We start from the raw sequence: 13,794 nt of genomic DNA on the forward strand, positions 1-13,794 counted from the left end.
CAGCAGGCCGGCTCCTTAAGCCCACTCGGGCAGCCGGATGAAAGTTTTCCCCCAGGAAACTTCCTAACAGTGGCGCAGTGCAACAAAACCCTATACAATGCTGCCTGCGCTTCACTGCTTTGCCCGGCTTTCCTCTAGCGGCCTTTGCGGCGCAGCGCCTCGTAGCGTTTAGCTCCAATCCAGTTTAGAACCTGTCCCCTCCTGCCTAGCCCCCTACGGGCGATCATGTCCCAGGCTGGCGGCACGCCGTGTTGGCATGTCGCATCCGATACAGCTTCTAACGAAAAGCTCGCCTTCATTGTCGCGAGCTGCCCCCGTTTTTCGATTTGCTCGCTGCTTCTTTGCTCGCTGAATCCGACGACTTGGGTATGCCGATTGGCGCCGACGTTTTAATTCCCTGTGTACCAAGGATTCTCATGACTTCGAGCAATACCCCCAGCAGCCCGTTGAACGCCATCGCCGATCAAGCTCTCGGTTTCGCCGACGCACCCGCACAAGCTGCAGCCATCGCTGCCGCTCCGGAAGCTGTCGCCGCAGAAGCCGCAGCGCCGACCGGCCCGTCGTTCGCGTCGCTCGGTCTCTCCGCGGATGTCGTCTCCGCCCTGACCGCCGCTGGTTATCAAAACCCGACTCCGGTTCAGCAACGCGCGATCCCCGCTGGCATCGCCGGCCGCGATCTGATGGTCTCGAGCCCGACCGGTTCGGGCAAGACCGCCGCGTTCATGCTGCCCGCCATCGAACGTTTTTCGCAACTGCAAAAAGCACAAGCCAGCCAGCCGCGTGAAGCGCGTCCGGCTGACGGTGCCCGCACGCGCCGTCCGCAACCCGTTGCCCGTCCGACCATGCTGGTTCTGACGCCGACCCGCGAACTCGCGATGCAGGTCACCACCGCCGCTGCCACGTACGGCAAGCACCTCAAGCGTCTGCGCACCGTCAGCATTCTGGGCGGCGTCGCATACGGTCAACAGTTGATGCTGCTGGCAAAGAACCCGGAAATCCTGGTTGCTACGCCGGGCCGTCTGATCGACCACCTGGAACGCGGCCGTATTGATCTGTCGCAACTGCAGATCCTCGTGCTCGACGAAGCCGACCGCATGCTGGACATGGGCTTCATCGAAGACATCGAAACGATCGTTGCCGCTACGCCGGCTTCGCGTCAAACCATGCTGTTCTCGGCTACGCTCGACGGCAAGATCAGCTCGCTGACCGGCCGCCTGCTGAAGGATCCGGAACGGATCGAGATCGTTCAACGCCTCGAACAACGCACCAACATCGCGCAAACCGTCCACTATGTTGACGACCGCGATCACAAGGATCGTCTGCTCGACCATCTGCTGCGTGACGAAGGCCTCGACCAGGCTATCGTCTTCACGGCAACCAAGATGGACGCTGACCAACTGGCTGGCCGTCTGGCCGACGCCGGTTTCGAATCGGCAGCTCTCCATGGCGACCTGCCGCAAGGCGCACGTAACCGCACGATCAAGGCTCTGCGCGAGCGCCGTGTGCGCGTGCTGGTGGCAACGGACGTCGCCGCTCGCGGTATCGACATCCCGGGCATCACGCACGTGTTCAACTACGACCTGCCGAAGTTCGCTGAAGACTACGTGCACCGCATCGGCCGTACCGGCCGTGCTGGCCGCTCGGGTATCGCAGTGAGCCTCGTGCACCACGCGGAACAAGGCGCGTTGAAGCGCATCGAGCGTTTCGTGCGCACCCCGCTGCCGGTGAATGTCGTCGCAGGCTTCGAGCCGCGCAAGTCGGCTCCGTCGGGCGGTGGCCGTCCTGGCTTTGGCGGCCGTGGCCGTCCGGGCGGTGGCAATGGTGGTGGCCGTCGCTTCGGTAGCGGCAGCGGCGCAGGCAAGCCGGCTGGTAACGGCGGCGGTTCGCGTAGCGGTAGCGGCAATGGCGGCGGCTGGGCCGGCAAGTCGGCTGGCGGCGGTTCGCGTGAAGGCGGCTTCGGCGGCGGTTCACGTGAAGGCGGCTTCGGCGGTGGTTCGCGTGACGGCGGCTACGGCGCACGCCGCAGCGACGGCCCGCGTACGGCGCGTCGCGGCAGCTAAGCAGCGACTGCCTGGCAGTCACCAGGCAAGCCTATTTACGCGGCTCGTTTAGCGCGTAGGGCGGCCTGAAAAGACACGAACGGCCTCGCGCAGTTCGTCAGTCTGAAAGGAACCGGTGCTCAGGCACCGGTTTTTTTTCGTCCACACTTTGGGCACCGGCGAAATTTCACGATGTGGAAAATTTTTTTGCGTCGTAAAAAATCGTGCTGCAAGGCACAACAAGGCCTATTGCAAGATGGGAAAAGACGTTTCTTAATGCGAAACGTGTGACGCAAGCAATTGATTTTTAACAAAAATAAATATTAAAAAAACGCTCCTCGGCAGCTATTGCGCGACGGTCGATTTGCCTAGACTCTTATATAAGACTTCACGAAACGAAACGCCTCAACGGGCCAAGCGCTTTCGACGAAGAGACAAGAGTCATCTATCCATTACAGGCAACCAAGGAGCACACCATGTCGCGCGAACAACAAGCCAAGCAACTCCAACAGCAATGGGAAACCGATCCGCGCTGGAAAGGCGTGAAGCGTACGTACACCGCCGAAGACGTGATCCGTCTGCGCGGCTCGCTGCAAGTGGAGCACACGCTTGCCAAGCGCGGCGCGGAAAAGCTGTGGGAAAGCGTCAACAACGAGCCGTTCGTGAACTCGCTCGGCGCGCTGACCGGCAACCAGGCGATGCAACAGGTCAAGGCCGGCCTGAAGGCGATCTACCTGTCAGGCTGGCAAGTGGCGGGCGATGCGAACGTGGCCGGTGAAATGTACCCGGACCAGTCGCTGTACCCGGCGAACTCGGTGCCGCTCGTCGTGAAGCGCATCAACAATACGCTGACGCGCGCTGACCAGATCCAGTGGTCGGAAGGCAAGAATCCGGGCGACGAAGGCTATATCGACTACTTCGCCCCGATCGTGGCCGACGCGGAAGCCGGTTTCGGCGGCGTGCTGAACGCATTCGAACTGATGAAGGCGATGATCGAAGCGGGCGCCGCAGGCGTGCACTTCGAAGACCAGCTCGCTTCGGTGAAGAAGTGCGGCCACATGGGCGGCAAAGTGCTCGTGCCGACCCGCGAAAACATCGCCAAGCTGACCGCTGCTCGTCTGGCCGCCGACGTCTCCGGCACGTCGACCGTGCTGCTGGCTCGCACCGACGCGGAAGCCGCCGACCTGATCACGTCGGACGTGGATGACAACGACAAGCCGTTCCTGACGGGCGAACGCACGGTAGAAGGTTTCTATCGCACGAAGCCGGGTCTGGAACAGGCAATCTCGCGTGGCCTCGCCTACGCGCCGTACGCCGACATGATCTGGTGCGAAACCGGCAAGCCGGACCTCGAGTTCGCGAAGAAATTCGCCGACGCGATCCACAAGGAATTCCCGGACCAGCTGCTGTCGTACAACTGCTCGCCGTCGTTCAACTGGAAGAAGAACCTGGACGACGCAACCATCGCCAAGTTCCAGCGCGAACTCGGTGCAATGGGCTACAAGTTCCAGTTCATCACGCTGGCCGGCTTCCACGCGCTGAACTACTCGATGTTCAACCTGGCGCACGGCTATGCCCGCAACCAGATGACCGCCTTCGTCGAAATGCAGCAGGCTGAATTCGCTGCGGCCGAGAAGGGCTTCACCGCGGTCAAACACCAGCGCGAAGTCGGCACCGGCTACTTCGACGCCGTGACGCAAACGGTCGAGCGCGATGCATCGACGACCGCGCTGCACGGTTCGACGGAAGACGAACAGTTCTTCGACAAGAAGGTCGCTTAAGTACTCTGCAGTCTGATCGCGGGAACGGCAAGGCAGACGAAAAAGCGGCTCCGTTAGAGAGCCGCGGTCAGGGAGGAGCAGCCATCAGGGCGGAAGCACGCCGGTCTGCCCTGATGGCTGGAATCTGGGAGAGATGGCGGCAGTGGAGAAAAAGTCAGCACAACGCATTGTGCGGCGAGCATCGGACGCGCCGGCCTCATCGCCGGCGCGTTTTTTTGCTATGCCGGTTTTGCGCGTGACGGGAATCGCGAGCGCGCGCCTCAGCGGTACACGATGACCGGAATCTTCGTATGCGTCAGGACCCGCTGCGTCTCGCTGCCGATCAGCAAACTGCCGAGACCACGCCGTCCATGCGACGCCATGAAAATCACGTCACAGGCACCCTGCTCCGCGGCTTCGATGATGCCGAGGTACGGCGCCGGATGCACGCTGGTGCGACTGTCGAACGCGACGCCGACGCGGCGCGCGGCCAGTTCCACTTCTCTCAGATGCACCTGCGCTTCACGCTCGCTGCGCTGCAGAAACTCGACCGGCGGCTCGATCACTACATCGGAGAACGGCGAGTATGGATATTGCGGCAGACACGCGTAGGCGGTAACGCGAGCACCGACGGCCTGCGCGAGATCGATGGCGCCGTCTATCGCTTTGCGTGACAGGTCTGAACCATCGGTCGGAACCAGGATGTGCCTGAACATGATGCCCTCCGTCGCCGGCTGCGTGCAGCGCGGCGTCAGCGTCCCACGAGGCGCGGCTTGGAAACCGCTTCAATCGATTGTAGGTCGCAGAAACGCGCTCAAGGCCGTCGTGCGGGTCTGTCCGCATATCGAAAACCCGCTGCGCGGATCCGCATGGCAGTTGTGTGTCGCGGTTGTGCAGGACGGCATAAGGGGCCGTTGTGCCTGATCAACGGACCGCCGGACCGCAGCCGCAACTCAGCCGCCCTCGCCCCAGTAATCAGGATGGCCGTACGTATGCTTGAGAAAGTCCAGAAACAGCCGGACCCGCAGCGGCAAATGCCGACGCTGCGGAAAAACCGCATGGATGCCGATCGGCGGCGCGGCGAACTCGTCGAGCACGCTCACCAGCCGGCCAGCCGCGATATCCGTGCCGACCTCCCACCACGAGCGCCATGCGAGCCCGTAACCCTCGAGACACCACTCGTGCAGCACGGCGCCGTCCGAGCATTCCATCGTGCCGGACACCTTGATCGACACGACCTTGTCCCCCTGCTGGAACATCCAGCCGCGCTGCTGGTTGGCGCTCGCACCGAGCGCGAGGCAGTTGTGATGCGCGAGATCGGCCAGCGTATGCGGCGAACCGCGCCGGCTCAGATACGACGGCGAAGCCACGCATACGCGGCGGTTCTCACCGAGCTTGAGCGACACCAGCGACGAATCCGGCAATTCGCCCAGACGCACGGCGCAGTCGAAGCCCTCGTTGACGAGGTCGACCAGCCGGTCGGACAGGTCGAGCGTAATCGATACATCCGGATGCGCGACCGTAAACGCGGGCACCAGGGGCGCAACATGCCGGCGCCCAAACCCGGCCGGCGCCGACAGCCGCAAATGGCCGCTCGCCTTCACGCCGCCCGCCGACACGCTGGCCTCGGCGTTTTGCATATCGTGGATGACTCGCTGGCAATCTTCGAGAAACGCCGAGCCCTCGAAGGTCAGCGTGATCTTGCGCGTGGTGCGCACCAGCAATTTGACGCCGAGACGCTCTTCGAGCGCATCGATGCGGCGGCCGATGATCGCGGGCGCGACGCCTTCGGCGAGCGCCGCGGCGGACAGGCTGCCCTTGGCCGCGACGGTAACGAAAGTCTCGATCTGCTTGAAACGATCCATGGGGAACGGAGCCGCGCGCCTCGAAGGATGTCCCTTTGGGGGCGTTTGTGCTGGAAAGTGGTCGGTGCGCGTCAGATTAGGTGCATGAAAGTAAAAGATCAAGTGATGTTTAGCCTCTTTTTTAGCGTATGGCATCACTAATACAATCCATCCTGACCTCTGATAGGAGTGCACGGCAATGTCGGCCACAACGACACCCTTCCCCAAAGCAGTGATTTTCGACGCGTACGGCACGCTTTTCGACGTGCATTCGGTGATCGCTGCCGCGGAGCAGATGTTCCCGGGCCACGGCGACGCGCTCTCGCAGTTGTGGCGCCAGAAACAGATCGAATACACGCAGCTGCGCACGCTCGCCGATCCGGCCGGTGCGCCCGGTGCACATTACCGGCCGTTCTGGGACATCACGCTCGACGCCTTGCGCTTCGCCGCCAAGAAACTGCATCTCACGCTGGGCCGTGCGGCCGAGAAGCGTCTGATGGACGAATATGCGTGCCTGTCCGCTTTTCCCGATGCCGTGCCCGCGCTGCGCCAGTTGCGCGACGCGCCTTCAGCGTCGTCCGGATCCACATCCGCGCCTGCTGGCGCCAAAGCCGGGGCAGGCGCGAATTCAACAAGGCCCGGTCTCGCGATCCTCTCGAACGGCAATCCGCAAATGCTCGACATCGCCGTGAAGAGCGCCGGCATGACGCGCCTGTTCGACCATGTCCTGTCCGTCGACACGGTACGCGCCTACAAACCCTCGCCCGCGGCCTACACACTCGGCACGCAAGCCTTCAACGCTGAACCGCGCGAGATCGTCTTCGTGTCGTCGAACGGCTGGGACGTGGCAGGCGCGGGCTGGTTCGGCTTCACAACTTTCTGGCTTAACCGGCAAAACGCACCAGCCGAAGAACTGGGCGTCACGCCGCATGGCGCGGGCGGAGGCATGAACGATCTGCTCGCTTTTCTGAAGTCCCTCGCGTCGCCCGGCCGCAATAACGGCGCGGGCAGCACCGGCAATCCCGCTGGCAGCCGCACACGCCACAGCCCTGGCGCATGACAGCTACCACCTCGATCCCGGGACGCAATTCAACCGCATCTCAACATTTGCACCTTTGCAATCTGACCGACCAAGGAGAAACCATGGCGAATCCGCTGTCATCGCAATCATCGCTGTCGCTGCCGCAGGGCATGGAAATCACGGCTGAGATCAAGCCGGGCTATGAAGCAATCCTCACCCGCGAAGCGCTCGAGCTCGTCGCCGCGCTGCATCGCACGTTTGAACCGCGCCGTCAGCAACTGCTGCAGGCGCGTGTGGAACGCACCAAACGTCTCGACGCCGGCGAGCGCCCCGACTTCCTCGCCGAAACGAAAAGCGTGCGTGACGGCGACTGGAAGATCGCGCCGCTGCCGCAGGATCTGCAATGCCGCCGCGTGGAAATCACCGGACCGGTCGAGCGCAAGATGATCATCAACGCGCTGAATTCGGGCGCGGATTCGTACATGACCGACTTCGAAGATTCGAATGCGCCGAGCTGGGACAACCAGATTACCGGTCATATCAATCTGAAGGACGCAGTGCGCCGCACGATTTCGCTCGAACAGAATGGCAAGTCGTACACGCTGAACGACAAGATCGCTACGTTGATCGTGCGTCCGCGCGGCTGGCATCTGGACGAAAAGCATGTGACGGTGGACGGCAAGCGCGTCTCCGGCGGCATCTTCGATTTCGCGCTCTTCATGGTTCACAACGCGAAGGAACAGGTTGCGCGCGGCACGGCGCCCTACTTCTATCTGCCGAAGATGGAGAGCCATCTGGAAGCGCGTCTGTGGAACGACATCTTCCTCGCCGCACAGGAAGCCGTCGGCGTGCCGCGCGGCACGATTCGCGCGACCGTTCTGATCGAGACGATCGTCGCCGCATTCGAAATGGACGAGATCCTGTACGAGCTGCGCGAACACAGCTCGGGTCTGAACGCCGGCCGTTGGGACTACATCTTCTCGGCGATCAAGAAGTTCAAGAACGACCGCGATTTCTGTCTCGCCGACCGCTCGCAGATCACGATGACCTCGCCGTTCATGCGTGCGTACGCGCTGCTGTTGCTGAAGACCTGCCATCGCCGCAATGCGCCGGCAATCGGCGGCATGAGCGCGCTGATTCCGATCAAGAACGATCCGGCCGCCAACGACAAGGCCATGGGTGGCGTGCGCTCGGACAAGGCGCGCGATGCCGGCGACGGTTACGACGGTGGCTGGGTCGCACATCCGGGCCTCGTGCCGATCGCGATGGAAGAATTCGTCAAGGTGCTCGGCGACAAGCCGAATCAGATCGGCAAGCAACGCGACGACGTGCTCGTCACGGCGACCGACCTGACGGACTTCCGCCCGGAAGCGCCGATCACCGAAGGCGGTTTGCGCAACAACATCAACGTCGGCATTCACTACCTGGGTTCGTGGCTCGCAGGCAATGGCTGCGTGCCGATTCACAACCTGATGGAGGACGCCGCCACCGCCGAGATCTCGCGCTCGCAAGTGTGGCAATGGATTCGCTCGCCGAAGGGCAAGCTCGAAGACGGCCGCAAGGTCACGGCCGAGCTGGTGCGCGAGTTGTCGGCACAGGAGCTCGACAAGGTGAAGCAGGCAGTCGGCGGCGATACGAAGCCGTACGATCGCGCTGCACAAATCTTCGAAGAGATGTCGACGTCGGAGCAGTTCACCGACTTCCTGACGCTGCCGCTGTACGAGGAAATCTGAGGCATCTGTGCCTCATGCATCAGCAATAACGACGTCGTACCAGGCCCGCTTTCAGCAGCCACGCAAGATGAAAGAGCGGCCTGGGTCACAAGGCTGACCGACCGGGCGGCCCGACAGGCGTATGCCTGCCGGGCCGTTTTTTTATGTGCTCGTTGTGCGCCGGTGATGCGCTCGCGATGTGCGCGTCATGCATTGGTTATGCTGCGGCGCGCTCGCCGTGGGCCAGCCATACACCCTGTCAGCGCGTGCTGCGGTACTCGACCCAATCACCCGACCTGATTTCCGGAAGCCCCTTCGCCGCCTGAGGCGCAACCGGATAGAACCGGCAGTTCACGACGTTACCGTCGACTTTCACCATCACTTCCCGCGCGAGGAATCGATCTTCAACACCGGGATACACGGCTTCGATCTCGTCGAGCACCGCAACCAGTTCATCGTCGATTTCGTAGACGTCGCCCGTGACGTCTACGCCCGCTTCGTCGACCACCAGACCCGGATACAAGCCAAAGTCGAATAGATGGCCGCGCACCGTGGCCGTGCCGAGCAGATTGGGCGCGGCGATCTCGTTGCGCGCCGCAGCCTCTCTAAGGTCGTTCACTTCACCGGCTCGCAACGTGCCGTATACAAAAACGGTCTGCATCGTCGTTTGTTCTCCTTGATGATGAGTTCGGCTTGCCCCCGGCTGTTGCCTAGGGTTCAGTTCAGCGGCGCGCTCGCCACCAGCACGCCGTCGATATCCACATAGATCCATTCGCCCGGACGTACCAGCGCGCCCGGCAATTGCACCGGCACGTCGCGCTCGCCTGTGCCGAGCTTCTTGCCACGCCGTGGGCAGGTCGTCAGCGCCGCGACGCCGACATTGACTTCATTGAGCTCAAGCGCGTCTCGCACGCAGCCGTTCAGCACGATGCCCGCCCAGCCATTCTGTTCGGCGATTTGCGCGAGGTTGCCGCCCACGAGGGCGCAACGCAGACTGCCACCACCGTCGACGACCAGCACCCGGCCGGCGCCCTTCTCCTCGAGCGTGGCGCGCACGAGCGCGTTGTCTTCGAACACCTTCAGCGTGACCGCCTCGCCGCTGAAACACTCGGCACGGCTGAAGAGATGAAAGACCGGTTCGAGCACACGCAGTGTGCCCAGCGCCAGTTGGTCCTCGTGTGCGTCGCACAAGTCGGCGGTTGCAAAACTCATGACCTTCTCCTCGGGATCCGTGCAATCGGGACATTATGCAACGTTGACTCCGACGTAACACCTACAATGAGAGGCTCGCGGTGGTTTTGGGTCTGGGCCTTTGGGTCTTGCTTAGCCCGCGCGCTCAGGTCCGCGCTTGATGGCTCTATGCGTGAGCGCTCCCTGCTTGCGGGTTGCGCGCATACATCCACTGCGTTTTTGCGTTCCATCCATTGGATCGATCTTCAAGATGAATTCGTCCACTGACTCAGCCCTGTCGAGCCAGGTCCACTTCGCCGACATCCCGCCCGAATTCCAGCCGACGCAAACGCACCCGATCCGCGTGCGCTCGCGGCTGATGCCTTCGGGCTGGCGTATCGCGCGACACACGCATGCATGGGCCCAAGTGGCCTATGCATCACGCGGCGTGCTGCGGGTTGCGACGACCGGCACGACGTGGATGGTGCCGCCATCCCGGGCGATCTGGGTGCCGCCGCACGTGACGCACGAAGTGGTCGCAGTCGAAGATGCATTTCTGCGCACGCTCTACATCACCGAAAGCACGGTTCCGGCCGGACTGGATACGCCGCGCGTGGTCGAAGTATCGGATCTGCTACGCGAAGTCATCGCCGCGCTCGACACACCAGGCATCTCGGCGACGCGCGAACAATTGCTAGGCGCCCTTGCACTCGATGAACTGACGCGTTCGGAGCCGCTGCCGCTATCCGTGCCGATGCCGAACGAAAAGCGTTTGCGCGCGTTGTGCGAGGCCGTGATCGCAGACCCGACGCATGGCGAATCGCTCGAACAATGGGCATCGAGCGTGGGAGCGAGTACGCGCACGATTGCGCGGCTGTTTCGTCAGGAGTTGGGCGTGAGCTTTTCGCAATGGCGTCAGCAGGCCATTCTCGCGCGCGCGATTCCGCTGTTGAGCCAGGGGCGGCCGCTTTCACATGTGGCGCAAGAGCTTGGCTATCAGAGTCAGAGTGCGTTCTCGGCCATGTTCCGGCGAGCATTCGGCGAAAGCCCACGAGCGTTCATCGAGCGTGGCGCTGAACATCGTGTAGAGAGTGGAGATCGCGGCGATAGCGAGGCGGACGAAGAGACCGCGCAAAAGTGACGGCGTAAAGCGTAACCGCCAGCCACTCGCCGCAGTGCGTCAAACGCGCCGCGCCAGATGACGGATCGCCCCGAGTTGCGCCAGACGCGGCCCCGCCAGCTTGTACCCCTTGCGCTGGTACAGCCGCGCGGCAGGATTGTCGACGAACACGCGCAACTGCAACTCGCGCAGCCCGCGCTCGCGCGCCCATTGATGCGACATATCGAGCAGATACGTGCCGGCGCCGAGGCGCCGATGCCCTTCGGCAATCTGCACGTCGCGGATATGCAGCGAATCGCCTTCCTGGGTGATGCGCAGCACACCGATCGGCGTACCGTCCACTTCGAGAATGAAATTCTCCGACTCGCGCCAACTGCCGAGAAACAGATCGCCACGCCACACCAGATGGTGCCGACGATAGTAGCCGCCCATGTTATTGCGGGTCAGCGCTTCGGCGAACTCGAAATCGTCCATGCTGGCCGGGCGCAGATGAAACGGTGACGGAGCTTCGGTTGGATCGAACATGGTGGAACGACGAAGATGAGTCGGGTCAACGGTAAAACAGGCCACGCGCGCTGGCAATGGCTGTTTGTCCCGAGCATACCCGGACGATACCCAGGCGAACCGGCTGCGGAAATAAAAAAAGCCCACTTCTCTCGAAGTGGGCTTCTTAAAATCTGGCGGAGCGGACGGGACTCGAACCCGCGACCCCCGGCGTGACAGGCCGGTATTCTAACCAACTGAACTACCGCTCCAGATTTTTGCACCGTGGCAAATGAGCTTGGCTCATTTACCACTTGCACCGCTCATACTGCTAACCGAGCGACGCCTATGTTGCTGGCGTCCCCTAGGGGATTCGAACCCCTGTACTCACCGTGAAAGGGTGATGTCCTAGGCCTCTAGACGAAGGGGACAACGTACTGCTTACACCTTTAATGAAAAAGCCCGTTCAGGTTTGTATGAACGGGCTTTGTCTGGCGGAGTGGACGGGACTCGAACCCGCGACCCCCGGCGTGACAGGCCGGTATTCTAACCAACTGAACTACCACTCCAGTTTGCCTATCATGACTTGCGAGCGTTGGTTTTTTCTCTGCAAGCTGCGCTGCTTTACTACTACCAAGCGACGCTGATGTTTGGCGTCCCCTAGGGGATTCGAACCCCTGTACTCACCGTGAAAGGGTGATGTCCTAGGCCTCTAGACGAAGGGGACATAATCTTTTCAGATTTGTCTTTATCTTGCTGCTAATTCACGCTAACTTCGTTTTCGTCAGCAGCAAAGACCGATATTCTAACTACATTACAGCTGTTTGTGAAGTCTTTTTTGCTACAAGCTCCAGACTTCGGAACGACTTCACTCTGCTCTGATGGGGTAAGCGGGATCGAAAAATTCCCTGCAGACCTGCGCCACCAAAGGCTCTCGTGAATCACGAGCCCCATCGGGTACGACTTGGGGTACATGATCTACGATTTGACGCTTTCCAACAACATCTCGCTCTGAAACACCCTCTTGCAACTTGTCCCGGAAGTCACAGCAGCGAAGAACGCAATTATACGCAGCTACCTTTTCACCGCGCAAGAATTTTCTTTCACCGCCCTATCCGACGTCCAGACGGCCTTCGGATGCCTATGCACCCGAAGCACCTAGCCCATGTGTGCCAAGTGCAAAAGCCGCTCTATCAACAGAAGATCGCCGAGACGCGAACACAACCATATCAAGATTGAGAGAGGCCGCCATGCCGACCTTCGCCGGGTTGTACTGCATCCGTGATGCCGGGTCGCGGTACAGATTCCATCGTCGTCCGCTCCGGAAGCTCTTGTCGCGCGAGGCAATCGATCAATAACCCCGAAATGAAGATGAGAATCATTCTCATTCCTTGACGGACTTCCTACGTTGCCCTATTCTGCTTATCAATCTTCAAGCCCGCGTATCCACGCAAGAAATTAGAGATACCGCCGAAAGAATTCGCAATGCTAGCGGTTCGCGAACCCTTTCACGCATGCAATTCAACCACTCTAAAAACCTATTCCTTTGGCATAGGTAATTTGGATTACTAACGAGGAAAATATGAGCTGGGGCGACGAAAATACCGTTTATGACGTAGTCGTGAATCACGAAGAACAATATTCAATTTGGCCTACTTACAAAAACTTGCCAGCTGGCTGGAACACCGCGGGCAAGCAGGGCACCAAAGCCGAATGCCTCGCATATATCGACGAAGTGTGGGTCGACATGCGCCCGCTCAGCCTGCGCCAGGCGATGGACGCTCCGGCTGAAACCGCGAGTGCAGCCCCCGTCGGCGCAGCGACGCACTAACGCACTAACGCACCTTCCATGCAGCCGATCACATTGTTTTGCCTGCCGTATGCGGGCGGGGCGGCGGCCGTCTATCGGGAATGGCCACAAGCGGCACCGTCGTGGCTACGGATCGCGCCATTGCATTTACCTGGCCGCGGCGTGCGTCTCGACGAGGCGTTGTTGCCGGATTGGGGGCGTCTGATCGACCGACTGGTCGCCGACGTGCGCTCACAGCCCGATCGCCCTTTCGCATTGTTCGGACACAGCCTCGGCGCGCTGCTCGCATTCGAGTTAGCTCACGCGCTGTGTCAGCGGACCGGTGTCGAGCCTTGCTGGCTCGGCGTGTCCGGCTGTCCCGCGCCGGCGCATCACGTGGCTAGAACGGATTGGCTGGTGTGCCCGGAGCAGGATGTGCTCGACGAATTGAAGGCGTTCGGTCAGACCTCGGCGGAGTTGCTGGCGGATCGTGAGTTTGTCGAACTGATCGTGCCGGTAGTGCGCAACGATTTTCATCTGTATGGCACGTGGCGCGCGCCGCGCCCCGGCACACGGAATCCGCTTGATTGTCCGATCCACGCATTCGGCGGCAGTCGCGACGACGTCACGCAAGATGCGCTCAAGCTCGATGCGTGGCGCGACGAGAGCCGCGGCGCCTTCGATCGCTCGATTTTCGACGGCGGCCATTTTTTTATCGACAGTCATCGCGCCGAACTGATCGACGCGATCGCTGTTTCGTTGCGGCATGCCACGTTGGAGCAGACGCACGCAGACCTGCAATCTATCGGCTAACGCGGCCGTCAGCGGTACGCGCAGCGCGTTACCTGCTCGCTGC

Annotated in this window: 12 protein-coding genes and 4 tRNA genes; 7 read left to right on the forward strand and 9 right to left on the reverse strand. The window is 61.4% G+C overall.

Annotation, left to right across the window (positions count from 1 at the left end):
• Positions 1 to 416 precede the first annotated feature (416 nt).
• Both BM438_RS05710 and aceA read left to right on the forward strand, forming a co-directional pair.
• The gene (locus BM438_RS05710) at positions 417 to 2,060 is read left to right on the forward strand and encodes a DEAD/DEAH box helicase (protein WP_093633356.1); all 1,644 of its coding nucleotides are present in this window, start codon (positions 417 to 419) and stop codon (positions 2,058 to 2,060) included.
• Positions 2,061 to 2,515: 455 nt separating this feature from the next.
• Positions 2,516 to 3,820, forward strand: a complete 1,305-nt coding sequence (gene aceA / locus BM438_RS05715) for an isocitrate lyase (RefSeq protein ID WP_054041024.1) — start codon at positions 2,516 to 2,518, stop codon at positions 3,818 to 3,820.
• A 260-nt stretch (positions 3,821 to 4,080) separates the two neighbouring features.
• Here the strand turns inward: aceA and BM438_RS05720 are convergent, their stop codons facing one another.
• On the reverse strand, positions 4,081 to 4,515 hold the full coding sequence (locus BM438_RS05720; RefSeq protein WP_093633357.1) for a universal stress protein: 435 nt from the start codon (positions 4,513 to 4,515) through the stop codon (positions 4,081 to 4,083).
• A gap of 237 nt (positions 4,516 to 4,752) precedes the next feature.
• Positions 4,753 to 5,664 carry a LysR family transcriptional regulator gene (locus BM438_RS05725; RefSeq protein WP_093633358.1) on the reverse strand — a complete coding sequence of 304 codons (912 nt, stop codon included), beginning with the start codon at positions 5,662 to 5,664 and terminating at the stop codon, positions 4,753 to 4,755.
• A gap of 178 nt (positions 5,665 to 5,842) precedes the next feature.
• Here BM438_RS05725 and BM438_RS05730 point away from each other — a divergent pair, with 178 nt between their 5' ends.
• Positions 5,843 to 6,703: a (S)-2-haloacid dehalogenase gene (locus tag BM438_RS05730; RefSeq protein WP_093633359.1), complete on the forward strand. Its 861-nt coding sequence runs from the start codon at positions 5,843 to 5,845 to the stop codon at positions 6,701 to 6,703.
• A gap of 83 nt (positions 6,704 to 6,786) precedes the next feature.
• Positions 6,787 to 8,397 carry a malate synthase A gene (aceB, locus tag BM438_RS05735; RefSeq protein WP_093633360.1) on the forward strand — a complete coding sequence of 537 codons (1,611 nt, stop codon included), beginning with the start codon at positions 6,787 to 6,789 and terminating at the stop codon, positions 8,395 to 8,397.
• A gap of 238 nt (positions 8,398 to 8,635) precedes the next feature.
• On the opposite strand, the gene BM438_RS05740 is transcribed toward aceB, so the two are convergent.
• Together BM438_RS05740 and rraA are read right to left on the reverse strand one after the other, a co-directional pair.
• Entirely contained in the window at positions 8,636 to 9,037 is a 402-nt protein-coding gene (locus tag BM438_RS05740) for a gamma-glutamylcyclotransferase family protein (RefSeq protein WP_093633361.1), read from the reverse strand.
• Positions 9,038 to 9,093: 56 nt separating this feature from the next.
• Positions 9,094 to 9,588, reverse strand: a complete 495-nt coding sequence (gene rraA, locus BM438_RS05745; RefSeq protein ID WP_093633362.1) for a ribonuclease E activity regulator RraA — start codon at positions 9,586 to 9,588, stop codon at positions 9,094 to 9,096.
• 229 nt (positions 9,589 to 9,817) lie between these two features.
• Between rraA and BM438_RS05750 the strand changes: the two genes are divergently transcribed.
• Positions 9,818 to 10,687, forward strand: a complete 870-nt coding sequence (locus BM438_RS05750; protein WP_093633363.1) for an AraC family transcriptional regulator — start codon at positions 9,818 to 9,820, stop codon at positions 10,685 to 10,687.
• Between the two features lie 39 nt (positions 10,688 to 10,726).
• Here BM438_RS05750 and BM438_RS05755 read toward each other — a convergent pair whose 3' ends face one another.
• From BM438_RS05755 to BM438_RS05775, 5 genes are all read right to left on the reverse strand, one after another.
• The gene (locus tag BM438_RS05755) at positions 10,727 to 11,191 is read right to left on the reverse strand and encodes a GNAT family N-acetyltransferase (protein WP_054041032.1); all 465 of its coding nucleotides are present in this window, start codon (positions 11,189 to 11,191) and stop codon (positions 10,727 to 10,729) included.
• Between the two features lie 153 nt (positions 11,192 to 11,344).
• Positions 11,345 to 11,421: transfer RNA gene (locus tag BM438_RS05760), tRNA-Asp, on the reverse strand.
• 83 nt (positions 11,422 to 11,504) lie between these two features.
• A tRNA-Glu gene (locus BM438_RS05765) sits at positions 11,505 to 11,580 on the reverse strand.
• A gap of 61 nt (positions 11,581 to 11,641) precedes the next feature.
• Positions 11,642 to 11,718: transfer RNA gene (locus BM438_RS05770), tRNA-Asp, on the reverse strand.
• A gap of 82 nt (positions 11,719 to 11,800) precedes the next feature.
• A tRNA-Glu gene (locus BM438_RS05775) sits at positions 11,801 to 11,876 on the reverse strand.
• A gap of 855 nt (positions 11,877 to 12,731) precedes the next feature.
• Between BM438_RS05775 and BM438_RS05780 the strand changes: the two genes are divergently transcribed.
• Both BM438_RS05780 and BM438_RS05785 read left to right on the forward strand, forming a co-directional pair.
• Positions 12,732 to 12,980: an MbtH family protein gene (locus tag BM438_RS05780; protein ID WP_093633364.1), complete on the forward strand. Its 249-nt coding sequence runs from the start codon at positions 12,732 to 12,734 to the stop codon at positions 12,978 to 12,980.
• A gap of 18 nt (positions 12,981 to 12,998) precedes the next feature.
• Complete coding sequence (locus BM438_RS05785) at positions 12,999 to 13,751, forward strand: thioesterase II family protein (RefSeq protein ID WP_093633365.1); 753 nt, start codon at positions 12,999 to 13,001, stop codon at positions 13,749 to 13,751.
• Positions 13,752 to 13,794 lie beyond the last annotated feature (43 nt).

The sequence above is a fragment of the Paraburkholderia aspalathi genome (genome assembly GCF_900116445.1).
Classification (GTDB): Bacteria; Pseudomonadota; Gammaproteobacteria; order Burkholderiales; family Burkholderiaceae; genus Paraburkholderia; species Paraburkholderia aspalathi.

Bases quoted from the DNA above. Each gene is read 5' to 3' on its own strand.
- BM438_RS05730 (WP_093633359.1), top strand. From the start codon at position 5,843: ATGTCGGCCACAACGACACCCTTCCCCAAAGCAGTGATTTTCGACGCG.
- BM438_RS05740 (WP_093633361.1), bottom strand. From the start codon at position 9,037: ATGCAGACCGTTTTTGTATACGGCACGTTGCGAGCCGGTGAAGTGAAC.
- BM438_RS05750 (WP_093633363.1), top strand. From the start codon at position 9,818: ATGAATTCGTCCACTGACTCAGCCCTGTCGAGCCAGGTCCACTTCGCC.
- aceA (WP_054041024.1), top strand. From the start codon at position 2,516: ATGTCGCGCGAACAACAAGCCAAGCAACTCCAACAGCAATGGGAAACC.
- BM438_RS05780 (WP_093633364.1), top strand. From the start codon at position 12,732: ATGAGCTGGGGCGACGAAAATACCGTTTATGACGTAGTCGTGAATCAC.
- BM438_RS05725 (WP_093633358.1), bottom strand. From the start codon at position 5,664: ATGGATCGTTTCAAGCAGATCGAGACTTTCGTTACCGTCGCGGCCAAG.
- BM438_RS05710 (WP_093633356.1), top strand. From the start codon at position 417: ATGACTTCGAGCAATACCCCCAGCAGCCCGTTGAACGCCATCGCCGAT.
- BM438_RS05755 (WP_054041032.1), bottom strand. From the start codon at position 11,191: ATGTTCGATCCAACCGAAGCTCCGTCACCGTTTCATCTGCGCCCGGCC.
- rraA (WP_093633362.1), bottom strand. From the start codon at position 9,588: ATGAGTTTTGCAACCGCCGACTTGTGCGACGCACACGAGGACCAACTG.
- aceB (WP_093633360.1), top strand. From the start codon at position 6,787: ATGGCGAATCCGCTGTCATCGCAATCATCGCTGTCGCTGCCGCAGGGC.
- BM438_RS05720 (WP_093633357.1), bottom strand. From the start codon at position 4,515: ATGTTCAGGCACATCCTGGTTCCGACCGATGGTTCAGACCTGTCACGC.
- BM438_RS05785 (WP_093633365.1), top strand. From the start codon at position 12,999: ATGCAGCCGATCACATTGTTTTGCCTGCCGTATGCGGGCGGGGCGGCG.